General features: G+C 72.9%; 20 protein-coding genes. 12 read left to right on the plus strand and 8 right to left on the minus strand.

Annotation, left to right across the window (positions count from 1 at the left end):
- Positions 1-47: 47 nt before the first annotated feature.
- From ACZ32T_RS15535 to ACZ32T_RS15545, 3 genes are read left to right on the plus strand one after another with little or no spacing between them, the layout of a single operon-like run.
- Positions 48-2975: a hypothetical protein gene (locus ACZ32T_RS15535; RefSeq protein WP_467367264.1), complete on the plus strand. Its 2928-nt coding sequence runs from the start codon at positions 48-50 to the stop codon at positions 2973-2975.
- Positions 2975-4198 carry an RICIN domain-containing protein gene (locus ACZ32T_RS15540; protein WP_467367266.1) on the plus strand — a complete coding sequence of 408 codons (1224 nt, stop codon included), beginning with the start codon at positions 2975-2977 and terminating at the stop codon, positions 4196-4198. Before ACZ32T_RS15535 ends, ACZ32T_RS15540 begins: the two co-directional genes overlap by 1 nt.
- A 54-nt stretch (positions 4199-4252) precedes the next feature.
- Positions 4253-5440: a ricin-type beta-trefoil lectin domain protein gene (locus tag ACZ32T_RS15545; protein WP_467367268.1), complete on the plus strand. Its 1188-nt coding sequence runs from the start codon at positions 4253-4255 to the stop codon at positions 5438-5440.
- Positions 5441-5452: 12 nt separating this feature from the next.
- Here ACZ32T_RS15545 and ACZ32T_RS15550 read toward each other — a convergent pair whose 3' ends face one another.
- The gene (locus ACZ32T_RS15550) at positions 5453-5674 is read right to left on the minus strand and encodes a hypothetical protein (protein WP_467272108.1); all 222 of its coding nucleotides are present in this window, start codon (positions 5672-5674) and stop codon (positions 5453-5455) included.
- Between the two features lie 199 nt (positions 5675-5873).
- Here ACZ32T_RS15550 and ACZ32T_RS15555 point away from each other — a divergent pair, with 199 nt between their 5' ends.
- Both ACZ32T_RS15555 and ACZ32T_RS15560 read left to right on the plus strand, forming a co-directional pair.
- Positions 5874-6635 (plus strand): HAD family hydrolase, encoded by a 762-nt coding sequence (locus ACZ32T_RS15555; RefSeq protein ID WP_467272110.1) that lies wholly within the window; start codon positions 5874-5876, stop codon positions 6633-6635.
- Positions 6635-9064 carry a glycoside hydrolase family 65 protein gene (locus ACZ32T_RS15560; protein ID WP_467367270.1) on the plus strand — a complete coding sequence of 810 codons (2430 nt, stop codon included), beginning with the start codon at positions 6635-6637 and terminating at the stop codon, positions 9062-9064. Before ACZ32T_RS15555 ends, ACZ32T_RS15560 begins: the two co-directional genes overlap by 1 nt.
- Positions 9065-9164: 100 nt before the next feature.
- Here ACZ32T_RS15560 and ACZ32T_RS15565 read toward each other — a convergent pair whose 3' ends face one another.
- Positions 9165-9857, minus strand: a complete 693-nt coding sequence (locus ACZ32T_RS15565; protein WP_467367272.1) for a class E sortase — start codon at positions 9855-9857, stop codon at positions 9165-9167.
- A 79-nt stretch (positions 9858-9936) separates the two neighbouring features.
- Complete coding sequence (locus ACZ32T_RS15570) at positions 9937-11601, minus strand: ABC-F family ATP-binding cassette domain-containing protein (protein ID WP_467367274.1); 1665 nt, start codon at positions 11599-11601, stop codon at positions 9937-9939.
- A 523-nt stretch (positions 11602-12124) separates the two neighbouring features.
- Here ACZ32T_RS15570 and ACZ32T_RS15575 point away from each other — a divergent pair.
- A complete protein-coding gene (locus ACZ32T_RS15575; protein ID WP_467367276.1) occupies positions 12125-13474 on the plus strand; it encodes an SGNH/GDSL hydrolase family protein in 1350 nt (449 codons plus the stop codon).
- Between the two features lie 49 nt (positions 13475-13523).
- Here ACZ32T_RS15575 and ACZ32T_RS15580 read toward each other — a convergent pair whose 3' ends face one another.
- Positions 13524-14642: an NADH:flavin oxidoreductase gene (locus ACZ32T_RS15580; protein WP_467272120.1), complete on the minus strand. Its 1119-nt coding sequence runs from the start codon at positions 14640-14642 to the stop codon at positions 13524-13526.
- A 179-nt stretch (positions 14643-14821) separates the two neighbouring features.
- On the opposite strand from ACZ32T_RS15580, the gene ACZ32T_RS15585 reads away from it, so the two are divergent.
- The gene (locus ACZ32T_RS15585) at positions 14822-15778 is read left to right on the plus strand and encodes an SMP-30/gluconolactonase/LRE family protein (protein ID WP_467272122.1); all 957 of its coding nucleotides are present in this window, start codon (positions 14822-14824) and stop codon (positions 15776-15778) included.
- 45 nt (positions 15779-15823) lie between these two features.
- Here the strand turns inward: ACZ32T_RS15585 and ACZ32T_RS15590 are convergent, their stop codons facing one another.
- Together ACZ32T_RS15590 and ACZ32T_RS15595 are read right to left on the minus strand one after the other, a co-directional pair.
- On the minus strand, positions 15824-16915 hold the full coding sequence (locus tag ACZ32T_RS15590; protein ID WP_467367278.1) for a winged helix DNA-binding domain-containing protein: 1092 nt from the start codon (positions 16913-16915) through the stop codon (positions 15824-15826).
- 10 nt (positions 16916-16925) lie between these two features.
- On the minus strand, positions 16926-17348 hold the full coding sequence (locus tag ACZ32T_RS15595; RefSeq protein WP_467272183.1) for a VOC family protein: 423 nt from the start codon (positions 17346-17348) through the stop codon (positions 16926-16928).
- A gap of 92 nt (positions 17349-17440) precedes the next feature.
- Here ACZ32T_RS15595 and ACZ32T_RS15600 point away from each other — a divergent pair, with 92 nt between their 5' ends.
- Complete coding sequence (locus ACZ32T_RS15600; RefSeq protein WP_467367280.1) at positions 17441-18424, plus strand: helix-turn-helix transcriptional regulator; 984 nt, start codon at positions 17441-17443, stop codon at positions 18422-18424.
- 77 nt (positions 18425-18501) lie between these two features.
- Here the strand turns inward: ACZ32T_RS15600 and ACZ32T_RS15605 are convergent, their stop codons facing one another.
- Positions 18502-19248: a DUF1838 family protein gene (locus ACZ32T_RS15605; protein WP_467367282.1), complete on the minus strand. Its 747-nt coding sequence runs from the start codon at positions 19246-19248 to the stop codon at positions 18502-18504.
- Between the two features lie 478 nt (positions 19249-19726).
- Here ACZ32T_RS15605 and ACZ32T_RS15610 point away from each other — a divergent pair, with 478 nt between their 5' ends.
- The 3 genes from ACZ32T_RS15610 to ACZ32T_RS15620 all read left to right on the plus strand — a co-directional run bounded on the left by ACZ32T_RS15610 (position 19727) and on the right by ACZ32T_RS15620 (position 21940).
- A complete protein-coding gene (locus ACZ32T_RS15610) occupies positions 19727-20326 on the plus strand; it encodes a hypothetical protein (protein WP_467272130.1) in 600 nt (199 codons plus the stop codon).
- Between the two features lie 202 nt (positions 20327-20528).
- Entirely contained in the window at positions 20529-21287 is a 759-nt protein-coding gene (locus tag ACZ32T_RS15615; protein WP_467367284.1) for a polysaccharide deacetylase family protein, read from the plus strand.
- A 32-nt stretch (positions 21288-21319) separates the two neighbouring features.
- On the plus strand, positions 21320-21940 hold the full coding sequence (locus ACZ32T_RS15620; RefSeq protein WP_467367286.1) for a hypothetical protein: 621 nt from the start codon (positions 21320-21322) through the stop codon (positions 21938-21940).
- Positions 21941-21988: 48 nt separating this feature from the next.
- Here ACZ32T_RS15620 and ACZ32T_RS15625 read toward each other — a convergent pair whose 3' ends face one another.
- Entirely contained in the window at positions 21989-22630 is a 642-nt protein-coding gene (locus tag ACZ32T_RS15625) for a GNAT family N-acetyltransferase (RefSeq protein ID WP_467272136.1), read from the minus strand.
- 208 nt (positions 22631-22838) lie between these two features.
- Between ACZ32T_RS15625 and ACZ32T_RS15630 the strand changes: the two genes are divergently transcribed.
- Positions 22839-23348: a GNAT family N-acetyltransferase gene (locus tag ACZ32T_RS15630; RefSeq protein ID WP_467272138.1), complete on the plus strand. Its 510-nt coding sequence runs from the start codon at positions 22839-22841 to the stop codon at positions 23346-23348.
- Positions 23349-23504 lie beyond the last annotated feature (156 nt).

A 23504-nucleotide genomic window follows, 5' to 3' on the forward strand; every position in this document is an offset into this window, starting at 1 on the left:
GTTGTGTGGACACGTGAGGGCCGTATGACCGATCTCGGAGCCGGGCCGTGAGCCGATGGTCCCTGAGGCGCAAGGGGACGACAGGTCACGGCCGCGCCCCGGAGCCCGCCGGCGCCGCGGCGTTCGCCGTGGAGGAGTACGACGGAATCGTGGTGCTCAGATCGTCCACGGACGACTCGCTCACCTCCGCCGACATCGGCGACCTCGCCCGCTCCCTGGCTTCGGACGACGGCACGGTGACCGTGGTGACCGGGGCCGAGGAGGAGGCGGCGGACGGACTGTGGCCGCGCCTCGCCATGCTGCTGGACTCGCTCCGCGACGAGAACGTCACCTCCGTCAGGCTGGTCATGTCCGGGGCCGGTGACGACCGGCCGGGCCGTGAGGCACCGGCCCGGCGCATCGCGGAGGGCTGGGGGCTGGAGGTCATCGCGCCCGACGCCGTCGTCCTCGTCGTACCCGGCGGCGGGCTCTTCGTCCCGGGGGTGCGCCCCGACTCCCTTACGGTGTGCGGCTGGTGGCGCTTCGCGCCGGGTGCGGAGCCCGTCGCGCTGGGTCCTCGTCAGCCCGCTCCCGCCTGGCAGACCGGGCCGCCGGTCCGGACGGAGAGCACCGCGGGCGGATGCGTGGTCGAGCAGATACCCGCCGGACTGCTCGTCCGTCCGAAGGACGCGCTCGCTCCGCGCCTCGGAGACCTCTGCTACGCGATACCCGTGGACCGGGGCGGACCGCTGATCCTGGTCGGCGTCCCGGACGGGGAGGACGTCCTGCCGGCCGATGTGGCGGAAGCCGTCGGATCGTTGCCCTCATCGGCGCGTTCCCGGGTCCGGATCGCCCCCGGGGGGCGGAGCGACGTGCTGGAGGCGGGCCGCTCCCTGGCCGGGACCCTCGGCCACGAGGTCGTCGTCCACACGGGGCTGCCGCTGCTGCCCACGGGCGGCCTGACGGACCGGTACGCCGTACGGGCCACCATCGCCGACGCGGACGGGGTCCCGCGCTGGCATCCGTACGTGGACGCGGTCGTGTGTCCCCCCGGGGAGGACCCGCGGCTGCTGCGGTGGAGCTCTCCGGTGCCTGGCCGAGGGCGGGGGGAGCAGGGCGTGCTGCCGCTCTCCGACCGCTGGCAGGCCGCCGTGACACGGGCGGGGCTGTGGATCAGCGGCCCTGACGGCGACCCGGTGCCGGTCGCCGGCCGCCCGGTGGCCGCTGACGGCCCGGTGATCGAGGTGGGGAGAGCCGGAGAGCCTCTCGACGCGTCGCTCTGGCCGGAGCTGTCCCGGCTGCTCGACGCGCTCGGGGCCGATGTCTGCGCCCGTGCCCGGCTCATGGTGCACGGCACCTGTGTGGACGGCGGCCAGGCACTGCGGGGTCTGGCCGGGCGGCATCACCTGCGAAGCCTGCGCTTCGGGACGCTTCCTGTGCCGGGGGCGGGGCGCGCGGGGCGTCCCACGGCGGCGGGCGTACCGGCGCCGGCCGCGTCCGCCGGCTCCGCGGTGACGCACGGGGCCCGGCCGCCCCGGGGGCTCACGTCCGGCCCTGCGCGGGTCGGAGCCGCTGCGCCCGCACGGGCGCCGGTGCCTGCACGGGCCGCTACGCCTGCGCGGATGCCTGCGCCGGGGTCGGCTCCCGCGTCCGCTTCCGTGTCGGCTCCGGGGGCTTCGTCCGCCTCTGCGTCCTCTGCGTCCACTGCGGCCTCCGGGCCGGTGCCCGCGCGCGCCCCCGCGCGTGCGCTTGCTCCGGCCGCGCGTCCGCGTGGGGCCGGCCCCCGGATCCCGCTGGCCCAGCTCCTGGAGCCGGACGCCGGCCCTGAGCCGGCCACGGCGTCCGGCTCTCCGGCGCCCGCCTCTCCGGCGCCCGCCTCGCCCGCTCCCGCGCCCCGGCGCGCTCCGGGCCCTGCCACGGCCACGCCGGAAGGGCCACGCGCGGCCACCGGCCCGGCTCCCGGCGAGCCGGTCCCCGCACGATCGTCCGGCCCTGCGGAGGAGCCGGGCGTGCCCGCGCCCCTGGGCGAAACCACGGACCCAGCCGTTGCCGCCCCCGCTCCCGCACCTCCGACGCCCGAGCCGGCCGAGCCCGCCGCGCCGCCCGCCGCGCCCGCCAGGGTCGCGACCTCTTCGGATCCGGGCCCCCTCCCCGCTCCCGTACCGGCGCCTCCGGTGGCGAGCGGCGCCGTCCGGGGCGCCGAGGCCTTCGCACCGGCGCCGTTCCTCCCCGGATACAGCAGCACGGAGGAGGAGCGAGCGGCCTTCCGGGAACTCGCGGCGAGCGAGTGGGAGCGTCACGGGGCCGCCGTGGCCCGGATGCTCACCCGCATGCCCGCGCTGCGCGGGCGGGAGCAGGAGGCCGCCCGGGCCGACCTGATCGCCCTGCGGCTCTATCTGCGCGTCACGGAGGGGCCGTTGAGCCACGGAGCACTGCACCACGCCCTCGGAAAGGGCGACAGGAAGCTCCTGCCCTACGCCGCCTGTGTGGCGTCCGGGCTGCGCCGACTGCCCGCCTTCCGCGGAGCCGTCGTGCGGGGCGCCGGCCCGGGGGAGACCCCGGCGGCCGGGAGCCTGCTGAGAGATACCGGTCCGGTCAGCGCCCTGCCGGCCGGCGGCGCGCAGCCGACGCCCGGCGGTGCCCGCTACCTGGTCTCGTCGGTCACGGGGCGCCGGATACGGCAGCTGCTCGACGGTAGTGCGGACGACGTCCGGGCCGACGAAGTGGTCTTCCCGCCGGGCACGGTGTTCCGGGTCCTGGACGTCCGCCCGGACAGCGGGTCGCCCGCCTCCCCTCTGGTCCTCCTGCGTGAACTCCCCGGTATCCCACCGGCGTCCGCCTCCGGCGGGGCACCGCTCGACGACCAGGACGACGTCGCGCTCGCCCGGCTGGACGCCGCGCTCAGCGGTGGCACCGCGGCAGCGGCCACGGGCTCTTGGCCCGACCGCTGCGCCGGACCGGTCGGTCTCCCCCACAGCAACGGAAAGAGTGACTGATGGCCCGTGAAGAAGGCTCCACGCACCCCGCGGTGCGCCGCGCCACGGCTCTGCCCCAGGTCTCCGGCACCGCCGCGGGCCCCGCACTCACCCCTCGTACCCCCGCCACCGGCCGGCCGGCGGGCGAGGAGCCGGGCGGAGCGTCGGAGGCGCGCGCCGAGGCCGCCGCCCCCGCCCCGGCCGCCGTGTCCGAACCGGTGACCGGTGCGGGGTCCGCCACCACCGTCGGTGCCACGGCGGCCACCCCCTCCGCCGAACCGGACCACACGGCCGCCGTGGCGGCAGGGGCCGGCGGCATGACGGAGCCGCCCGCGGCGACATCGGCTGCCGGTGAACCCCCGTCCCCCCGGCCCGCCAAGCCGCTGCTGGCCGCCGCCGCCATCGGCGGGAGCCTCCTCATAGGCGTACCGCTCCTCTTCATGGGGCTGAGCGACGACGACACCCGGACCCGGCCCGCCGCCGCGTCGGTCTCGTCCGACGTGATGCCGCTCGACGAGGGACGGACCGGCCGCACGGCGGGGAGTTACACGCCCGCCTCACCCTCCGCGACTCCCTCCCCCAGCAGCACGGCGAAGGTGTCCGCCGGACCGTCTCCGTCGGCACGGGCCACGCGGGACAGCGGGAAGGGCACGACGAGCGGTACGCGGAAGCAGACGGAGGTGAAGGCCGCCAAGAAGCCTGAACCCTCCAAGGCGGCCGTGCGCCGGGCGGCCGTCCGGGCCGGGGGCGCGCTGCCCACGTCGGCGCGGTTCTCGACGGTGACGAACGTCCTGATCAAGAACCGGATGACCGGGCTCTGCGCCGATGTGCCCGCCTTCGGGAAGGGAAAGATCAACGGCAAGGTCGAACAGTTCACCTGCGACGGATCCAGCCGCGACAACCAGCTCTGGGACCTGGTGGTCAACCAGAAGGGCGCGGGTCCTGACGGGGCCGACCTGTTCACCATCCGTAACGCCAAGGACAACTACTGCCTCGACCTGCCGGACTACGGGTCCCGGCCCTCCCGTACGGGCGTCTACGAATGGCACTGCAACCCCGGCGCCGGGGACAACCAGATGTGGTTCCTGGACAAGCGCGCCGACGGTTCCTTCTGGATCCGCAACCACAAGAGCTCCAGCCTGTGCCTGGACGTCTCCGGCCTGGGAGGTTCCGGCGGCCGTGGCGCTCATCTGACCGTGTACACCTGCTCCGCCCAGGACGACCACGCGTGGTCGTTCGCGTGATCCCGCGCCGCGCCGCCCGCCCCCGCGTTCCCTCATTCCACGGAGGTTGATCCGATGCCCGCTCCCCGGGCTCCCGAAGGCCCCGGGGCCGCAGCCGCGGCCGGTCCGCCCGCCGTCCGCCAGGCGGTCGCGCTCCCGGCAGGGACGGGAGCGCCCAGCGGCGCCCTGACCCCTGCCGCCCGGCGCGGCCCCGCCGCCCTCCCCGAGGGGCTCCGATCACCCGCCGCCCCGCACCGGGAAGGGAGCACGGCACCGGAAACCACGGTCACGACGACCGGCTCCCGGCCGACCACGGGCGAGGGCGCGACGACCGGCTCCCGGCCGACCACGGGCGAGGCCGCGACCACGGGCGAGGCCGCAGACCCGGCCGGGACCGCGACCGCGACCACAGGCGGCCCGCCGGCCGTCACGGCGACGGCGACTGCACCCGCGCCCGACGAACCCGACGCCGGTGCCGACGGGGCACACGCGGGGCGCCCGAAGAAGCCGCTGCTGGCCGCCGCCGCGATCGTCGGCTCCCTCCTGATCGCGTTGCCCTTCGCACTGGCCTCCGACGGCGGCCGGGACGACGCCGCGGCCGGTCTCGTCACCTCGGCCACGACAGGCACCGTGCTCCGGGACGACCCCTCCGGCCTGCCCGGCGCCTTCACCGCCGAGTCCCCCTCCGCCTCCGCCACGGTCTCCCCTTCGGCCTCCTCCTCGGCGCAACCGGAAGAGAGGAAGCCCGTGAAGAGGGCGCAGGCGACCCCGCCCTCCGCCGGTCCCCGAGCGGCCACCGCGCCCGCGAAGCCGAAGGCGAAGCCCACCGCCTCGCGGAAGGCGACGACCGCTGCGGGCACCGGGAAGGCGGCTGCGCCCCGCCACCCCGGGCGCCCTCTGGTCAGCGCCCAGTCGGGCAAGTGCCTGAGCGCGGGCACCGGCAAGGACGGCACCCAGCTCAGGCTGTGGACGTGCGACGGATCAGCGGCCCAGCACTGGGACTTCAGGGCGGACGGCACCGTACGCTCCATGGGCATGTGCATGGATGTCGCCTGGGCCTCGACGGAGGACCTCACGGCGATCCAGGTCGCCCACTGCAGCGGCAACGCGGCCCAGCAGTTCTACCTCAACTCCACGCAGGACCTGGTCGCGAGGACCGCGGGCAAGTGCGTGGACATCTATCAGGCGGACACGGCGAACGGCACCCCAGCGGTGCTCTTCCCCTGCTCCGGCGCCCCGAACCAGACCTGGTCCAAGGCCTGATCCGGGGCCCGGCTACCGCCTGACGGATTCCGCGCCGCCCCGGGCGGAGGCGGACGCCTCCCCGGCCTCCGCCTCGCACCGGTGACACGCGGGGTTCTGACACGGCCCCGCGCCCCAGTGGGGGACGTAGATGCCGAGGGTTTTGTGCCGCGCCAGCACGGTCGGGACGGGCTGCTTGCAGGCCGGACACACGTACTCCGCCTGCCGGTCGGTCTGACGCTCGGTTCTGGCCATGCTTTTACGGTAGCTCCGAAGGGGACAACAGGAAACTTTTCCGACTTTTTGCCCGCGGTTGCCTCCAAGCTTGCACAAGGGCTCGGGGGTGGACGCGGGGGTCTGTCCCGGTGCGGCCGTCCCGGAGGCCACGAGGAGCGGTACGGGCCGGAACCTGGTGCCATGGAACGGGGACGCCTCGACGAAGGGACCACCGGGCATGGCACGTGCAGCGTCACCGGCCGCAGTCCTGCTCTCCGTGCACGCCGTCGTCTTCGACACCGACGGCGTGATCACCGACTCCGCTCCGGCGCACGCCGCCGCCTGGAAGAAGGCGTTCGACGCCTGTCTGGCCACCCGCGAGGGCCAGCGGCCCTTCGACGAGGCGGACGACTACCGGCGCTACGTCGACGGCAAGGCGCGCATGGACGGCGCCGCCGCGTTTCTCGCGTCCCGAGGCATCGACCTTCCGGAAGGCAGCCCGGACGACCCCCCGGGCACCGAAACCGTGTGGGCCGTCGCCGCGTGCAAGGACGAGGCGTTCACCCTGCGCCTGCGCGACCGCCCGATCGCGGTCTGGCCGGGGACGGTCCGCCTCCTGCACGTGCTGCACGAAGCGCGGGTGCCCTTCGCCGCCGCGTCCGCCTCCCGTCACGCGACCGAGCTGCTCGCCGGGGCCGGCCTGCTGGAGCTGTTCACGGCGGTCGTCGACGGCAACGAGGCGCGCCGCCTCCAGCTGCCCGGCAAACCGGACCCCGCCCTGTTCACCGAGACGGCACGGCGCCTGGGCGTCCCGCCCGGGGACACCGCCGTCGTGGAGGACGCGCTGGCCGGGGTGGAAGCGGGCCGGCGGGGCGGCTTCGGGCTCGTCGTCGGCGTCGACCGGACGGACAGTCCGGAGGGGGCCGCCGGCCTGCGCCGTCACGGCGCGGACCTCGTGGTCGCCGATCCGGGAGACCTGCTGATCAACGGGGAGGACTGATGGCGCGCGGCTGGATCTGGGCCTACGAGGAGTACGACCCGGAGCAGGAACGCCTGCGCGAGGCGCTGTGCACCCTCGGCAACGGCTACTTCGCCACCCGCGGCGCCGCGCCCGAGACCCCGGCGGGCGAGGCCCACTACCCGGGCACGTACGTCGCGGGCTGCTACAACCGGCTGACCTCCTCCGTCCAGGGGCGGCAGGTCGAGAACGAGGACATGGTCAACCTCCCCAACTGGCTGCCGCTGCGGTACCGCATCCGCCCCGCCGGCTCCCGCCCCGGCCCGTGGCTGACCCCCGACCACGCCCACCTCGTCGAGCACCGCCAGGCGCTCGACCTGCGGGGCGGGACACTGACCCGCCGCTCGGTGTACGAGGACCCGGCCGGCCGCCGGCTGACGGTGGAGCAGGAACGCCTGGTGCACATGGGCAACCCCCATCTCGCCGCGCTGCACACGGTGTTCACCGCCGAGGGCTGGTCGGGCCGGCTGGAGGTGGAGGCCGGGATCGACGGCGACATCCGCAACAACGGCGTCGCGCGCTACCGCGCCCTGGCCGACCGCCACCTCACCGGCTGGGAGACCGGCACGGAGCCCGGCTCCATGGTGTGGCTGCGCTGCCGCACGGTGGAGTCGGACATCGGCATCGCCCTGGCCGCCCGCACCGTGGCCTCCTGCGGCCCGGAGCGTGACGGCGACCACCGGGCCGAACCCGAACAGCAGCCCCGCGCGGTCCACCAGACGCTGCTCCTCCCGCTCGCCCCGGACTCCGGTGCCGTCGTCGACAAGACGGTCGGCCTCTACACTTCCCGCGACCCGGCCATCGGCAGTCCGCTGCGGGCCGCCGTGTCCGCGGTGGGCGACGCCCCGGCGTACGTACGACTGCGGGCCTCGCACCGCCGGGCGTGGGCGGACCTGTGGCAGCAGGTGAATCTGGAGGTGCCGGGCGAGCCCGGGCACATCCTGCGGCTGCACCTCTTCCACGTGCTCCAGACGCTGTCCCCGCACACCGCCGAGCTCGACGTCGGGGTGCCGGCCAGAGGGCTGCACGGTGAGGCGTACCGGGGCCACGTCTTCTGGGACGAGCTCTTCGTCCTGCCCTTCCTGAACCTTCATCTCCCGGAGGTATCCAAGGGGTTGCTCGACTACCGCCACCGGCGCCTCCCCGCGGCCTGCGCCGCCGCGCGCGCGGTGGGCAGGGCGGGGGCGATGTACCCGTGGCAGAGCGCCGACGAAGGGCGCGAGGAGACCCAGGAGGTCCACCTCAACCCCCGCTCGGGACGCTGGCTGCCCGACCGTTCGCGCCTGCAGCACCATGTCGGCTCGGCGGTGGCGTACAACGTGTGGCAGTACTGCCAGGCCACCGGCGACACGGAGTACCTCTACTCCAAGGGCGCCGAGATGCTGATGCAGATCGCCCGCTTCTGGGCGGACAGCGCCGAGTGGGACGACGCCCTCGCGAGGTACCGCATCCGGGGGGTCGTCGGCCCCGACGAGTACCACGACGCCTATCCGGATTCCGGGACCGCGGGGCTCGACGACAACACGTACACGAACGTGACCGCGGCCTGGGTGCTGGCACGGGCCGGTGAGCTCTGCCGCATGCTGCCCCGGAGCCGGTGCCGGCAGCTCCTCGAGCTGATCCGTCTCGACCCGGCGGACCTGGAACGCTGGGACGACATCTCCCGGCGGCTGTACGTGCCCCACCACCGGGGCGTCATCAGCCAGTTCGCCGGCTACGGGGACCTGGAGGAGCTGGACTGGGCCGGCTACCGGCAGCGGTACGGGGACATCCGGCGGCTCGACCGCATCCTGGAGGCGGAGGGTGACACCGTCAACCGCTACCAGGCGTCCAAGCAGGCCGACGTACTGATGCTCGGCTACCTCTTCTCGCCCAAAGAACTCGTCGAGCTGTTCGGACGGCTCGGACACGAGCTCGACGACGAGAGCTGGCGCACCACCGTCGACTACTACGTGGGCCGTACGAGCCACGGCTCCACCCTCAGCTCCCTCGTCCACGCCTGGGTGCTGGCGCGCGTCCACCGCGACGACGCCTGGGCGTACTGCGAGGAGGCGCTGATCGGCGACGTGGCCGACATCCAGGGCGGCACGACGGAGGAGGGTATCCACCTGGGCGCGATGGCCGGCACCCTCGACTTCGTCCAGCGCGGCATGACGGGCCTGGACACCCGGGAGGACGCCCTGTGGCTCGCACCGGCCACGCTGCCCCAGCTCTCCAAGTTCCGGATGCGGCTACGCTTCCGCCGGCACTGGGACGTGGACCTGCGCATCCGCGCCGAGCGCATCCGGATCGCCGTACCGGACTCGGAGCGGCCGGGGGTCCGGGTGAGGGTGGACGGCAGCTCCTACGTCATCGAGCCGGGGACGGCACGGTGGCTGGAGCTGCCCGATGACACGCCCGGCGGCTGGTGAGGACCCGGTCCACACGGACTCGGTTCACGCATGCCGGTCTCCGGGTCACGCGTGCCGGTCTCCGGGTCACCCGGGTGGGTCACCCGGGCCGGGCTCCGGTTCACGCGGGCCGGGAGGAGACCAGTACGCCGATCTTGTCGATGCGGTGCTCCGGATTGTGGTGGGCGTCGCGCCAGAAGTTCCCGGCCGCGTCGTCCTCCGGGGTCGCGCAGGTGGACAGGGTGATCATCGCCCGGGCCGGCCTCTCGCCCGGTTCGCCCGGCACCTCGGCCCGCTGTTCGGCCAGCGAGCGCTCGGACCTGAAGGACGTCTCCCTGGTCTCCGTGATCCGGTACTCGTACATCGTGGAGCCCTCCCTGACCAGGACCTTGTCGTCCTTCTCCAGCGACGGCAGCTCGCGGAACGGGCCCCCTGCGGAGAGCCGGTGGGCCGTCACGAGGTAGTTCCCGGTCTCACCGGGCCCGACGCCGCCCGCCTCGCCGTACGGGCTGGCGGCCACACCGCGGTCCTGGACACGCGTCCCCGGCCCGTCGTCCGTCGTCCCCTCGTACGGGACCACGCGCAGCTCCGTCAGCCCGATCGCCGGGACGGTGAGCTCGGCGGTCGCCGTACGCGGGTCGGTCCTGTCGGCCGGGGCATCGGCCGACGGGTCCGCGGTGGCCGGTGCCACCGCGGCGGCCGGGGGAGGGCCGACGGCGGCCACCGCCGGTCCTCCGGCCGCCGCCAAGGCGACGGCCGCGCCCGCGAGGGCCCGGGAGACGCCTCGGAACCGGAATTCTTGAGGACGGTGCATGACGGGATCCGGATCAGTAGCCGGTGCTGCCTGGGGCGGGCCCGGGAGCGCGGTCCGCACCCTTCCAGTACACCACCGGTCACCCGGTCGCGTCGGGTGCGCCGAGCAGCTCGCGCACCTCCTCGGCGCTCAGCTCGGTGAGCTCCTCGCCCACGAGCAGCCAGCGGGTGATTCCGACCGAATCCAGGAAGGCCAGATCGTGGCCCGCGATCATCAGCGCGCCCTCGTAGGACTCCAGGGCACTCGTCAGCTGCCGCACGCTCGCCAGGTCCAGGTTGTTGGTCGGCTCGTCCAGCACCAGCAACTGCGGGGCGGGTGTGGCGAGCATCGTCGCCGCGAGGGCCGCGCGGAAACGCTCGCCGCCGGAGAGGGTGCCCGCCGGCTGCTCGGCGCGTGCCCCCTTGAACAGGAAGCGGGCGAGCTGGGAGCGGATCTCGTTGTCGGTGGTCCCGGGCGCCGCGCGGGCCACGTTCGCGGCGACGCTCAGCCCGTCGTCCAGCACGTCGAGCCGCTGGGGGAGGAAACGCAGCGGCACATGCGCCCTGGCCTCGCCGGCCTCCGGCGTCAGCTCCCCGGTGAGGGTGCGCAGCAGTGTCGTCTTGCCCGCCCCGTTACGCCCGATGAGCGCGATGCGTTCCGGCCCCCGGACGTGGAGTTCACCGTCGCGCAGGGCGCCGAAGCGGGGGCGCAGGCCCTGGGCGCTCAGGACCGTACGGCCCGTGGGGACGGCGGTGTGCGGGAGCCGCACCCGGATCTCGGCGTCCTCCCGGACCGCCTCCGCCGCCGTGTCGAGCCGCTCCCGCGCCTCCTGGAGCCGGTCCTCGTGCAGACCGCTGAGCTTGCCCGCCGCCTCCTGGGACGACCTCTTGTGCGCACCGGCGACGATCCGGGGAGCGCGCCGCTGGGCGTCCATCTTCTTGTTGTGCCGCTGGCGGCGGGCGACCTTGGTCCGGGCCTCCTCCAGCTCGCGCTTCTGACGGCGTACGTCGGACTCGGCGGCCCGCACCATGCGCCCGGCCGCCTCCTGCTGGGTGGCCAGCGCCTCCTCGTAGGCGGACCAGCCGCCGCCGTACCAGCTCACCTCACCGGCCCGCAGATCGGCGATGCGGTCCACGCGTTCCAGCAGGTCACGGTCGTGGCTGACCACGAGGAGCACTCCGGAGCGCCAGGACTCGACGGCGTCGTACAGCCGATGCCGCGCGAACACGTCGAGGTTGTTGGTCGGCTCGTCGAGCAGCAGGACGTCGGGGCGTTCCAGCAGGAGCGCGGCCAGCCGGAGCAGCACGGTCTCGCCGCCGGACAGCTGCCCCACGGTGCGGTCGAGTCCGATGTCGCCGAGGCCGAGAGACCCCAGGGTCGCCAGGGCCCGCTCCTCGACGTCCCAGTCGTCGCCGACGGTCTCGAAGTGCTTCTCGGCGACGTCACCGGACTCGATCGCGCGCAGCGCCGTACGCCGCTCGGTGACGCCCAGCGCGTCCTCGACACGGACGCCCGTGTCGAGGGTGAGATTCTGCGGCAGGTAGGCGAGGCGCCCGCCGACGGTCACCGAGCCGGCGGAGGGCTTCAGCCGGCCCGCCAGCAGCCGCAGCAGGGTGGACTTACCGGAGCCGTTGGTCCCGACGAGCCCGGTGCGGCCCCGGGGGACGCCGAGGGACAGCTCGTCGAAGACCTCCGTGCCGTCCGGCCACCGGAAGGAGAGAGCGGAGCAGCTGAGGGAGACGGCGGGCGTAGTGGGGTGGGACATGTGGTCCTCGCAGTCGCAAGCGTGTGAACAGGGGCTTCGTGTGCGAGCACCACGCGGCGACCGGCCGGGAAAGGGGGGTGCGGTCCTCCGGGCATACGGGGGACGGATCCTGCACCGAGGTCGCATCCACGCGGTGGGTCACGGGGCGGCAGAAAGCCGGCAAGGCGTGACGGGCTACGGCAGGGGCCGTACCGCGCGATGATCGCGGACCTCAGATGCGCAACGTCCACCTCTATCGGAGACGACAGGACTCAAAAACTGTACACCGGACCCGGTCCGGGCGGGCCGGAATTACGGCGCGGAGGCCCGTGCGAGGCGGTGGGGGCCCTCTTGACGCGAGGCTGCGGGCGTCCATACCGTCTGCTCGCCCGATCGCAAGCCGCTCGAAACCATTCGGTCCCGGTGGGTGACCACGGGACGGGGAGTGGCATTGCGCCGGGCCCCAGGTCCGGAGGTGCCCCCCGGGCCCCTCCGGGCAGGAGGCCGCCCCTATCCCGTCGCCCCAGCCCAGGAGACACGCCTCATGAGACCGCACCCCGCAGGACTCCCGGAGACCGCCCGCCCCGTCGGCTTACGGGCCCGACGGGCCGCCCGCCACCGCCTGCTCGCCGTGCTCACCGGAGCGCTGCTCCTGGCGGCGGCCGCACCCGCCATGTCCGCCGAGTCCGCACCGGCCGGCCCCGACCCCCGGCCCTGGACCGGTACATGGGCCGCCGGGCCCACGGCCGCCCCGGTATCGGACACCACGAAGTTCGAGAACGAGACGATCCGCCAGACCGTCCACACCAGCATCGGCGGCGACCAGGTCCGCGTACGGCTGTCGAACGAGTTCGGCAGCGTGCCCCTGGTCATCGGCGAGGCCCGTGTGGCCCGCCCGGCGGCCGGCGGGCCCTCCTACCGCATCGACCCCCGCACCGACCGGCCGCTCACCTTCGGCGGGCGTACCTCGGTGACCGTCCCCGCGGGCGCCCCGCTCCTCAGCGACCCGGTCTCCCTGCGGGTGCCCGCGGGGAGCGACCTCGTGGTGAGCATCCACCTGCCCGGGCCCACCCGCGGCTCGACCCTCCACGCGTCCGCCTTCCAGCACAATCACGTGGCCGCCGGGAACGTCACCGGCCGTGCCGGCATCGAGCCGACCGCGACCGTCGACCGCTGGTACTTCCTGACCGGTGTGAGCGTGACCACCGGCCGGCCCTCCTCCGCCGTGGTCGCGTTCGGCGACTCCATCACCGACGGCTCCGACACCGACGTCGGCGCCAACCACCGCTGGCCCGACTTCCTCGCCGGCCGGCTGCGCGCCTCCGCCGGGCCGGACACCATGGGCGTACTCAACGAGGGCATCGGCGGCAACCGGCTCCTGCACGACCCGAATCCGCCCGCCGGGTCCGACGCGGAGGACTTCGCGGCGTACTTCGGCCAGAGCGCCCTGCGCCGCTTCGACCGCGACGTCGCGTCCCAGCCTGGCGCCGAGCACCTGATCGTGCTCCTCGGCGTGAACGACCTCGGCCACCCCGGCACCGTCGCCCCCGAGTCGGAACGGGTCACGGCGGCCGAGCTCATCGAGGCCCACCGCCAGATCATCGCCCGCGCCCACGACCGGGGACTGAAGGCCTATGGAGGCACGGTCCTGCCCTTCAAGGGCGACACCCTGGGCTTCTACAGCCCGGAGAACGAGGCCGCCCGACAGAGCCTCAACCGCTGGATCCGCACCGGCGGGGAGTACGACGCGGTGATCGACTTCGACAAGGCACTCCGCGACCCCTCCGACCCACAGCGCCTCCTCGCACGCTACGACAGCGGCGACGGCCTCCACCCCAACGACGCCGGGGCCGAGGCGATGGCCGGGGCCGTGCCGCTGCGCCTCCTGCGCTGAGATCCGTGCTCCCCCGCCACACCGGCGGGGGAGCACCGCGCCAGGCCGGTCAGCGCAGGGTCTTCAGCATCTCCGCCCCGAACGGCGTGATGTCCTGCGTACTTCCCCGCAGGGTCTTCGCGGCCCACTCGGGGTCGGCGATCAGCGCACGTCCGACGGCGACCATGTCGAACTCGTCGCGCTCCAGCCGGTCCAGCAGCTGATCGATGCCGGTGACCGAGGAGCTGTTGCCCTGGAAGGCGCTGAAGAAGTCATCGTCCAGGCCGACCGAGCCGACGGTGACCGTCGGCCTGCCGCTGATCTTCTTCACCCATCCGGCGAGGTTCAGGTCGGAGTCGTCGAACTCCGGCAGCCAGTAGCGGCGGGTGGAGGCGTGGAAGACGTCGACACCGGCCTCGGCCAACGGCGTCAGGATGGTGTCCAGTTCCCCGGGCGTCCGGGCGAGCTTCGCCTCGTACGCGCCCATCTTCCACTGGGACATGCGGAAGAAGAGGGGGAAGGAGTCGGACACGGCCGCGCGGCACGCCGCCACGATCTCCGCCGCGAAACGGGTGCGCGCGACGATGTCCCCGCCGTACGCGTCGGTGCGGCGGTTGCTGCCCTCCCAGAGGAACTGGTCGATCAGATAGCCGTGCGCTCCGTGCAGCTCGACGCCGTCGAAGCCGAGGCGCTCCGCGCTCGCCGCCGCGTCGGCGAACGCGGCGATGACGTCGTCGAGGTCCTTCTGCGTCATGGCGCGCCCCTTCGGCTCGCCGGCCAGGGACACGCCCGACGGACCGACCGGCTCCGCCTCCGCCACCGGCGGGGCACCCTCGGCCCGGGTGACGCCCACGTGCCAGAGCTGCGGGATGATCGCGCCCCCCTCGCGGTGCACGGAGTCCACGACACCCGCCCAGCCGGCGAACGCGTCCTCGCCGTGGAACAGCGGAATCCGGCCGCTGGTGCCGGCGGAGGCGTGGCCGACGTAGGTGCCCTCGGTGATGATCAGCCCCACACCCCCGGCGGCGCGGCGGGCGTAGTAGTCCGCCACGTCCTGGCCCGGCACGCCGTTCGGCGAGAACTCCCGGGTCATGGGCGCCATGGCGATCCGGTTGCGCGAAGTCAGTCCGCGGACCGTGAACGGGCGGGAGAGGGCGGCTGCTGCACGGCGGGCATTCTCGTCTGTCACTGCGTGTCCTGTTCGAAGGGTGGGGGGCGGGTCCACCCCTCGCCAACAGGCGACCACAGCCTCCGCATCCCCCGACCGGGCACGATGTGGCGAAGGTCTCCCCTTGATCTCCGGCCCGGCCGTCCAGCAGTCTTCGGCAGAGCCGAAGCGTTCGGCGTCGGGTGAAGGGATGGATGTCCATGGCGAGCGAGCACCCCGGGCTGTACGAAAGCTTCGACGACCGGTTCCGCGCGGGGCGGTGCATGAACGGCGACGACGGCCTGGAAGTCCTGTACACCGGCTGCCGGTGGGCCGAAGGCCCGGTGTACGTGCCCGCCTGGCGCCATCTGGTCTGGAGCGACATCCCGAACGACCGGCTGCTGCGCTGGGAGGAGGAGACGGGCGCCGTGAGCGTCTTCCGCCGTACGGCGGGGCACACGAACGGCAACACGCTCGACCGCGAGGGGCGGCTCGTCACCTGCGAGCAGGGCAACCGGCGGGTGACGCGGACCGAGCACGACGGCACGGTGACCGTGCTCGCGGACCGCTGGCAGGGCAGGCGCCTGAACAGTCCCAACGACGCCACCGTGAAGTCCGACGGCTCGATCTGGTTCTCCGACCCGGACTTCGGCATCACCAGCGACTACGAGGGCTATCGCGCGGAGAGCGAGATCGGCTCGAACAACGTCTACCGCGTCGATCCGTCCACCGGTGAGGTGCGCCTGGTCGCCGACTGCTTCGGAGCGCCGAACGGGCTCGTCTTCTCGGCGGACGAGCGGCAGCTGTTCGTCTCCGACACCCGCGCGGGCTTCGTCCGGGTCTTCGACGTACGGGACGACGGCACGCTGTCGGACGGTGAGATCTTCGCCGAGGCCGGAGCCAGGGAGGCCGCCCGCTTCGACAACCTCCGCTTCGACGACGGCGGCCGGCTCTGGGTGGCAGCCATGGACGACGGGGTGCACTGCTACGACCCGGACGGCACGCTGATCGGACGGCTCGTCGTCCCCGAGGCGGTGGCCAACATCGCCTGGGGAGGCGCCAAGCGCAACCGTCTCTTCATCACCGCGGAGACCAGCCTCTACTCGGTCGTCATGGGGGTCACGGGCACCCACCCGACGGGCCCCGGCCGCAGGCCCTGGCTGGACCCGGCACGGTGAGGCCGGCCTCCTCGGGCCGGCGCCGCCCCTGTCGCGGACGGCGGTTCAGCCGGGTGTGACCGCGACGCGGTCGATGCCCTCGTCGAGGAAGCCGGCCAGCCCATGGCCTTCCTCCTCGACCTCTCCCCGCTCCCGGGGAGAAAGGGGCCGCAGGGGCGTGACGCGCAGTTGCCGGTCCTGCGTGGTCCAGGTGGCGGCGACGCGGCCGTCGACCAGCACCGCGCGTTCGCCCGCGACGGACAGGCCGAGGTCGGCGTCGTCGATGATGCGGCTGCGGTCGCTGTAGCCGAGGATCGCGTTGTCGAAGGCCGGGAGGAACCGGACAGGGGCGGGTGTGTCCGGCGGCGGCCGCGGTGCGTCGGGCAGGTCGAGGAGCAGCCGGCCGCGTTCGTCCCGGAAGGTGACCAGCTCGTCCCGGAGGGCTTCGACCGCCGCGGGGAGACCGGCCAGACCGCTCCAGGAGCGGATGTCCGCCGTGGCGGCGGGCCCGTAGGCGGCGAGGTAGCGACGCACCAGCCGCTGTCCGACCGGGTCGTCGGCGTCGTCGGGCAGCGGGGCGGGAACACGTCCGAGCCATGCTGCCAGCGGCAGATTCCGCACACCTGCCGTCGTCTTCCACAGACCGCGCGGGGGAAGCTGCGCCATCGGGACGAGAGCGGCCACGAGGAGCTCGCCCAGGGCACGGCGCGGCGGGCCGGGCCAGCGGTCCTGGAGCGCCTGGACGAGCTCGGCCATGGTGCGGGGCCGGCCGTCGGCCATGACCGCCCGGCCGGCCGCGGCGACTTCCCCGGGGTCGATGCCGGCGAGTTCGCGCCGGTAGGTGCCCATCACCCGCTGGAGCAGCATGGCGTCGTGGCGGGACCGCCAGGCGAGGGCGTCGTCGCCGGTGACCAGGTGGACGGTGCGACGCATCAGGTGGGTGCGTACGACGTGCCGCTCCCTCAGCGCCTTGTCCAGCCGGTCGGGTGTGAAGGCGCGCAGCCTCGTCCACAGGCCGGTGAAGGGCTCCTGCGGCTCCTGGGCCTGGAGGCCCGCCAGGTGCGCCACCGCCTCCGGGACCGTGGTGGTGGCGCGCTCCAGCAGGTACTGGCGGGCGAGGGTGGCGCGGTTGAGAGCGCGGGGGCCGAGGACGGTCACGGGCCGTGACTCAGCCGTTGTACGGGGCGGCGACGTCCAGGACCCAGGTCACACCGAAGCGGTCGGTGAGCATGCCGTACAGCGGCGCCCACTGCGAGGGCTCCAGGGGCTGAACCACCGTCGAGCCCTCCGCCAGCTTCTGCCAGAGGGCGCTGATCTCGCCCGTGTCGTCACCGCGGACGGAGACGAAGTAGGGGTTGCTGCCCTGGTCCCAGGGCAGGTGGGACGGCACGTCGTAGGCCATGACGTGGAAGCCGTTGTCGCCCGTCACCTCGCCCCAGACGACCTGGTCCGCCTCGTCCTCGTCGCGCACGTCGCCCAGGTCCTTGTACGTGACGGTGGTGACGCGCCCGCCGAAGACGGACCGGTAGTGGTCCAGCGCCGCCTTCGCGTCGCCCCGGAAGTTGAGATGAGTGGTGGTCGTGACGGACATGGCCTTCTCCTTGCCGTTGCGGCTGATCTTGTTTCCGACCATTCCACGGGTAGCGGACAGGTTGTGTCCTGTACTCAGGGAGGATGGTGAGCATGCAGAAGACGTCCTCCCGGCTGCTCGCACTGCTCTCGCTGCTCCAGACGCACCGCGACTGGTCCGGTGACGATCTCGCCGGCCGGCTCGGCATCACCCCGCGCACGGTGCGCCGCGACATCGACCGCCTGCGGGAGCTGGGCTATCCGGTCCGCGCATTCAAGGGACCCACCGGCGGTTACCGCCTGGACGCCGGCTCGCAACTGCCCCCGCTGCTGTTCGACGACGGCCAGGCCGTCGCCCTGGCCCTCGCCCTGCAGTCCGCGGCCACCGACGGCACGATCGGGGAGGACGCCGCACGGGCCCTGGCCACCGTCCGTCAGGTCATGCCGCCGCGCCTGCGCCGGCGCATCGACATGCTGCGGGTCACCGCTGTCCAGCCGCCGGGCGCCGGGGAGACCTCCCCGGCCGGCCCTGAGCTTCTCGTGGAACTGGGACGCGCCATCCACGCCCGCGAGGAGCTGCGCTTCGACTACGGGAACGACGCCCCCGGCCGGCCCCGCCGGACCCAGCCCCACCACCTCGTCACCTGGCGCGGCCACTGGTATCTGATCGCGTGGGATCTCGGCCGTGACGACTGGCGCACCTTCCGCGTCGACCGCGTCCGCCCCCGCACCCCCACCGGCCCGCGCTTCACCCCGCGCGACCTCCCCGGGGGCGACGTAGCCGCGTTCGTCACCGGCCGGTTCCGGGGGACCGACGGCTCCACCACCGACTGGCCCTGCCGCGGGGAGGTCGTCCTGGGCCTCCCCGCGCAGGCCGTGGCGCCCTTCGCGCGGGACGGGATCGTGGAGGAACTCGGCCCCGACCGCTGCCGCCTCACCCTCGGCTCCTGGTCGTGGACCGGCCTCGCCACCACCATCGGCCACTTCGGGACGGGCATCCAGGTCGTCGGCCCTCCGCAGCTCACCCGCGCGTTCGCCGAACTCGCCGCGCGTTACGCCGAGGCCGCGGAGGGCGGTTCCGAAAGGGAACCTCGTTAGGACGGCCTGGTGGCATCCGCTGGTGCTCCACGAGGTCACACGCGGGCATGTGCGCACCGTGTCCGCCACCCTGTCGGCTACTCCGGCGGGTTGAGCTTGCGGAAGTACGTCCAGCTGGTCTCGTTCGGCTCGCTCCACTCCTCCGGGGCGTGGGCGAACTCCGGATGGTGGCCGGCGACGTAGGCGCGGGTCCGCTCGGGAACCTCGGCGTACGAGCCGAGCTTGCGGCCCCGGCAGTGGAAGGTGAGGCCGCCGGGCCGCTGCCCGCGGGCCATCCACGGGAGCCACGGGGACATCCGGCTCCACGACATGGTGGCCGGGACACTCGGCCCCGGGCCGGCCAGGTCGGCGCGGTCGGCGAAGAACTGGAAGAGCTCCAGGGCCTTGTACGTGTCGCCCGCCGAGTGGGCGGGATACCGGGCGACCGGCAGCGGCGAGGGGTAGGCGAGCGGAATCTCGAGGCTGAAGCAGACCTGTCCGCCGAGTTCGGTCGTCGGGACCGGGAAGGGGCGCCACTTCTGGTTCGCGGGGTCGTTCCAGACGTGCACCACCGGCAGGTCCTGCCAGGTCTCCAGGATCTCGCGAGTGGCGGGATCCAGGTAGAAGGCGGCCTCACGCGTGAGCAGGCGGTACGCGTCCGGGCCGCCCTCGGCGTCCTCGACCAGGCGGGAGACGTTGAGACCTTCGAAGCCGAAGACGCGCTGGTAGGGCTCGTCAGGAGCCCAGGAGTACACGTCTCCGGACCACCAGTACGTGACCTCCTCACCGTCGAGCGAGGCGCGGGTCCGGGCGAAGGAGCGGAACAGCTCCGCGGGAGTCGTCATACGGACCACTGTGCGCGACCACCGCCTGGCCCGGGAGGCGAACACCCGGACCAGGAGCGGCGGCTGCGGCGGCCGGCCCGTCGAGGTACCACCGGGCGCCGGGGCTCGGTCAGGGGGCTGTGCCGCCCCTCACGGGCGATGGAGCCGGACGAGCGTGCCATGACGTTCTCCTTCTGTGTCTCTGTCTTTTGCTCTCGGGCGTTCGGGTGCTTCGCCGCCGAGCACGCCGTGCCGATGCCGGCGTTCGTCTGTGGCAGTCGCAATTCACTCGGCAGCTGAGTCAATTCAGAGAAACCCCTGACGGAGTTCGAATCGCCCTCGCGTCGCATTTATCGCAAGTGGCTGCGTTTTGCCTGCGATGCGAAAATATTTCTCCGTCGCACTCACGCGCCTGCCAGGCCGCTCGGAGGAATTGCCCGTCGATTTCATGGTATAGTCCTAATGAATTTACAGGACGCCGCGAAAAAAGGGGAATGGCGTGAACACCGAGAAGGTCACGGCTCGACGTCTTACGGCCGCAGAGGTCTCCGAACTGGGCCTCCAGGACGGCATCTTCGTCTCGGCGGGGACGGACGGCCTTCCTCTCGACTGCTACGCACCGGCTTTCCTCACGGAGCCGGGAAAGAATTTCGAAGGGGGGTCCTTCGCCGTGAGGACCGTCTTCGGTGAGGAGGTTCATGTTCTCCCGGACAATGCCGAGGAGAGCGGTATCTGGGTCGCCGACAAGACGGGGGAGGAGATCGAGGTTCTCCAGAGTGCAGGCGTGCTCCTGAATCTCGCCCTTTTCGTACCTGCCGGGAACAAGGATTCCCTGGAATCGCTCTACTCCGCCGCGCGGGACGCTTTCGGTGCGGGCGTCGTGCAGCGCTGGAGCGAGGAAACCGTCGCCGTGCCGGACGTCAAGGTCGACCTGTACGAGGAGCCGGCCCGGGGGCGGAAGAGTGCGAACACCCAGAACCGCGACCGCCGTGCCCTGGACATCTACCCGACCCGGGTGAGGTTCCTGGAGCCCAGCGACGGCTGGAGGTTCATCGTCGAACCGCACAAGGAGATCGTCGACGAGACGCCGACGATCTGACCTGACGGCAGGTCGAGCCCCGGCCTTCCGTGAGAGCCCGTCAGTTCGCTGACGGGCTCTTCCTCTGTCGCGGAACCCCCGCGATTGTCGCCGGCCCCCTGCGGGTTCGTCAGCGATCGGTAACAGAGGCGCCTGATCAGGGCGTTCGTGTGACTTGATGGGGGCACGGCATCGGGCGGAAGCGGCAAAGGGGCGGGCGGACATGGCAAGGCACAAGGGAAAGGGATGGCACAGCCGACTCCTCGCCGCAGGGCTCGGGGTGACGGTGGTGGCAGCCGCCGCCTCGGTGTGGACCGCGCAGGCCGACCCCGTCGCGGCGCGGAAGCCGCAGGCCCATGCACCGGCGCCGGTCAGCAAGGTGGCGGCCGACATCGCGCACGCCTCCGACCGCGGTGCCCGCGGCGTCAACATCACCATCGACGACGGACCGGACCCGGTATGGACGCCGCAGGTGCTGCAACTGCTGGAGGACAACGGCGTGAAGGCCACCTTCTGCATGGTGGGCACGCAGGCCAAGGCGTACCCGGACCTGGTCAAGAAGGTCGTGGCGGCCGGGCACCGGCTGTGCGACCACACGGTCGCGCACGACACCACCATGGACACACAGTCCGAGGCGTTCCAGTCGCAGCAGATCCTCGATGCCGAACGCATGATCACCGAGGCCTCCGGTGGCGTACGACCGCAGTACTACCGGGCCCCGGGCGGCGCTTTCACCCCGTACAGCCGGCAGCTCGCCGCGTCCCGGGGCATGCGGCCGCTGGGCTGGAACGTCGATTCCAAGGACTTCGAGCTTCCCGGCGCGGACACGATGGTCGCCACCGTGAAGAGGGAGATCTCCAACGGCCCGACCGTCCTCTTCCACGACGCGGGAGGGGACCGTTCCCAGACCGTCGCGGCTCTGCGCGAGGTGCTGCCCTGGCTGAAGCAGCAGGGGTATTCCTTCGGTTTTCCCGTGCGGTGAGAAGCTGCGGTCCGGCCCGTCGGAGGGGAGACATGGGGCTGACCTACGGTTACGACATCTACCTGCGTCCCCGGGACGTCGCCAGGGCGCTGACCAATCTGGCCGGGCTGGCGCCACCGGCCCCTCGTGTGCCGCCGCTCGACCTCATCCTGCCCGGCGGTGACCGGCTCGTGCTCCCGTTCACGTCCCACTTCGAGAGCGAGCCGGTCGACTGCGCCGATGGCAGTACGTTCGAGCTCGACACCTCCCTCATGTTCGACGTCGATGACGCACTGCGCGGGTACGCGGAGACGGGCGGCCACGAACCCGAGGCGGACGGGCGTCTCCAGGTCGGGTACGTCTACGCGACGGTCCGGTTCGAGTCCTTGCTGCACCCTGATTACGCGTCGGTCGAGTTCTGGGCAGCGACATCCGGGATGAGCCGCTTGTTCGCACGGTCGGCCAACGTCAGGAGGGCGTTCACCGGCCTCACGGCTGCCAGTGGCGGAGTCTGCTGTCTGTTCGACACCGGCGACGGCGGCCCTGAGCAAGTGTGCTGGCTCAACGGTGAGACAACCCGGGAGATGGTGCCCGGCCCCCGCTTCCCGGACCTGCGCGCCCTTGTGGCGACGTGGACCGACCTCGGTGACAGCGAGATCGCTCAAGTGCCCTGAACAGGCGGACCGGAGCTTGAGCGGGCCGGCCCCGGGGGCAGGGAGGGGTCAGTCACGCAGGCGCATTCCCATCGTGAGTGAGCCGGGGTCGTCGGCGAGTTGCTCGAAGCCCAGGTGGCGGTAGAACCCGATGGCGCGGGTGTTCGCCCTGCCCACTCCCAGGTGGATGCCGCGGACGCCTTGCGCGCGCAACGTATCGAGCAGGGTCCGGATCAGACGGGATCCGTTGCCACCGCCCTGAGCCTCGGGCAGAAGATCGATGTGCAGATGGGCCGGATAGGAGGAAGCCAGTTCGGCAGGGGCGGTCCGGGGATGGTTGATCCACTCCCAGGACCGGGCATCCGCCGTACCCTCACGGACAGCTCCGCCGTCGTACCGGTCCCGGAGGGCGGGCCACCACTCCCGGTCCAGGGTCCGCTCGAACGAGACGGTGTCGGCGACGCCGAGTACGTAACCGGAGGCAGGCCGGCCCGGCCGTGCGAGAACCCACGCCAGATCGGGTGCGTACCGCAGGTAGGGGCCGACGAAGATTTCCCCCGGCAGACGGGGGTCATCGAACATCTCCGTGGCGTCCTCGCCTCCCGCCGCCGTGCGTACGCAGATGTCGTAGAGCCGGTCGACCTCAGTGCTGTCGTCCGTGTCCGCAGCGCGGATCTCGAACGCAGCGGCCGGTTGCGGACGGTCGATCACGGGCACCTCGCAGGGGGGAATGGGCTGACCGCCCACGGGGGTCGGGCCGATGCGGGCCCGTGATCAGAACTATGACGCAAGGCCGGCCCGCGCCTTCGGCCGGTACGCAGGGGCACGTGCCGCTGTACCGCGGCGCGTGCCGCGCGGAGCGCGTGCCCGGCGCCGAAATCCACTGTGCGTATCGGCGTCGTACTGGTGGGATGGGCGCATGAGTCCCTTGCCGGCCGGTGCGGCCCAGGTGGTCGTCCCGGTCCTCGTCCGTGATCTGACGCCCGCCGACCTGCCCGCCTGCACCTGGTCGGGGTCCCCCACCCATCTGGTGCACGTGGCACACGAGTTGGAGCGCGCGGCGGCCGGGGAGGTGGACTACCTCGCGGTCTGCACCCCGGCCGGTCCTCCGGTGGCGATCGGCGGCGTCGACTATCAGGCCGAGGCCGGCGCAGGCACGCTGTGGCAGCTCGGAGTGCTCCCGGCCCTCCAGTCGTGCGGCCTGGGCACCTTGCTCATACACGCGGCTGAGGGCCGCATCAGGTCACGCGGCCTGCGGCGTGCGGAGCTGGCAGTGGAGGAGAACAACCCCCGCGCCCGGAGACTGTACGAGCGCCTGGGTTACGTGGCCTACGGCAGCCGGCCGGACGCCTGGGACGTGGAGACGCCGGACGGATCTCCGCGCCGGTACGAGACCGTGTGCACGCTGATGCGCAAGGACCTTCCGTAGGCCGGCCGTCCTGCGCCGGACGTCACGCTGCGTCGTCCGGTTCCTTCGGCCGGGGCTTTCACAGGGAGGGAAACCGCCGCCCACGCCGCAGTGAGCGGCGACACGCGCCCGCAGCGCGCCCTTTGCCGCAGGGCGCCGTGGAAGGATCGCGGCGAT

The sequence above is a fragment of the Streptomyces sp. NPDC023573 genome, assembly GCF_055559735.1.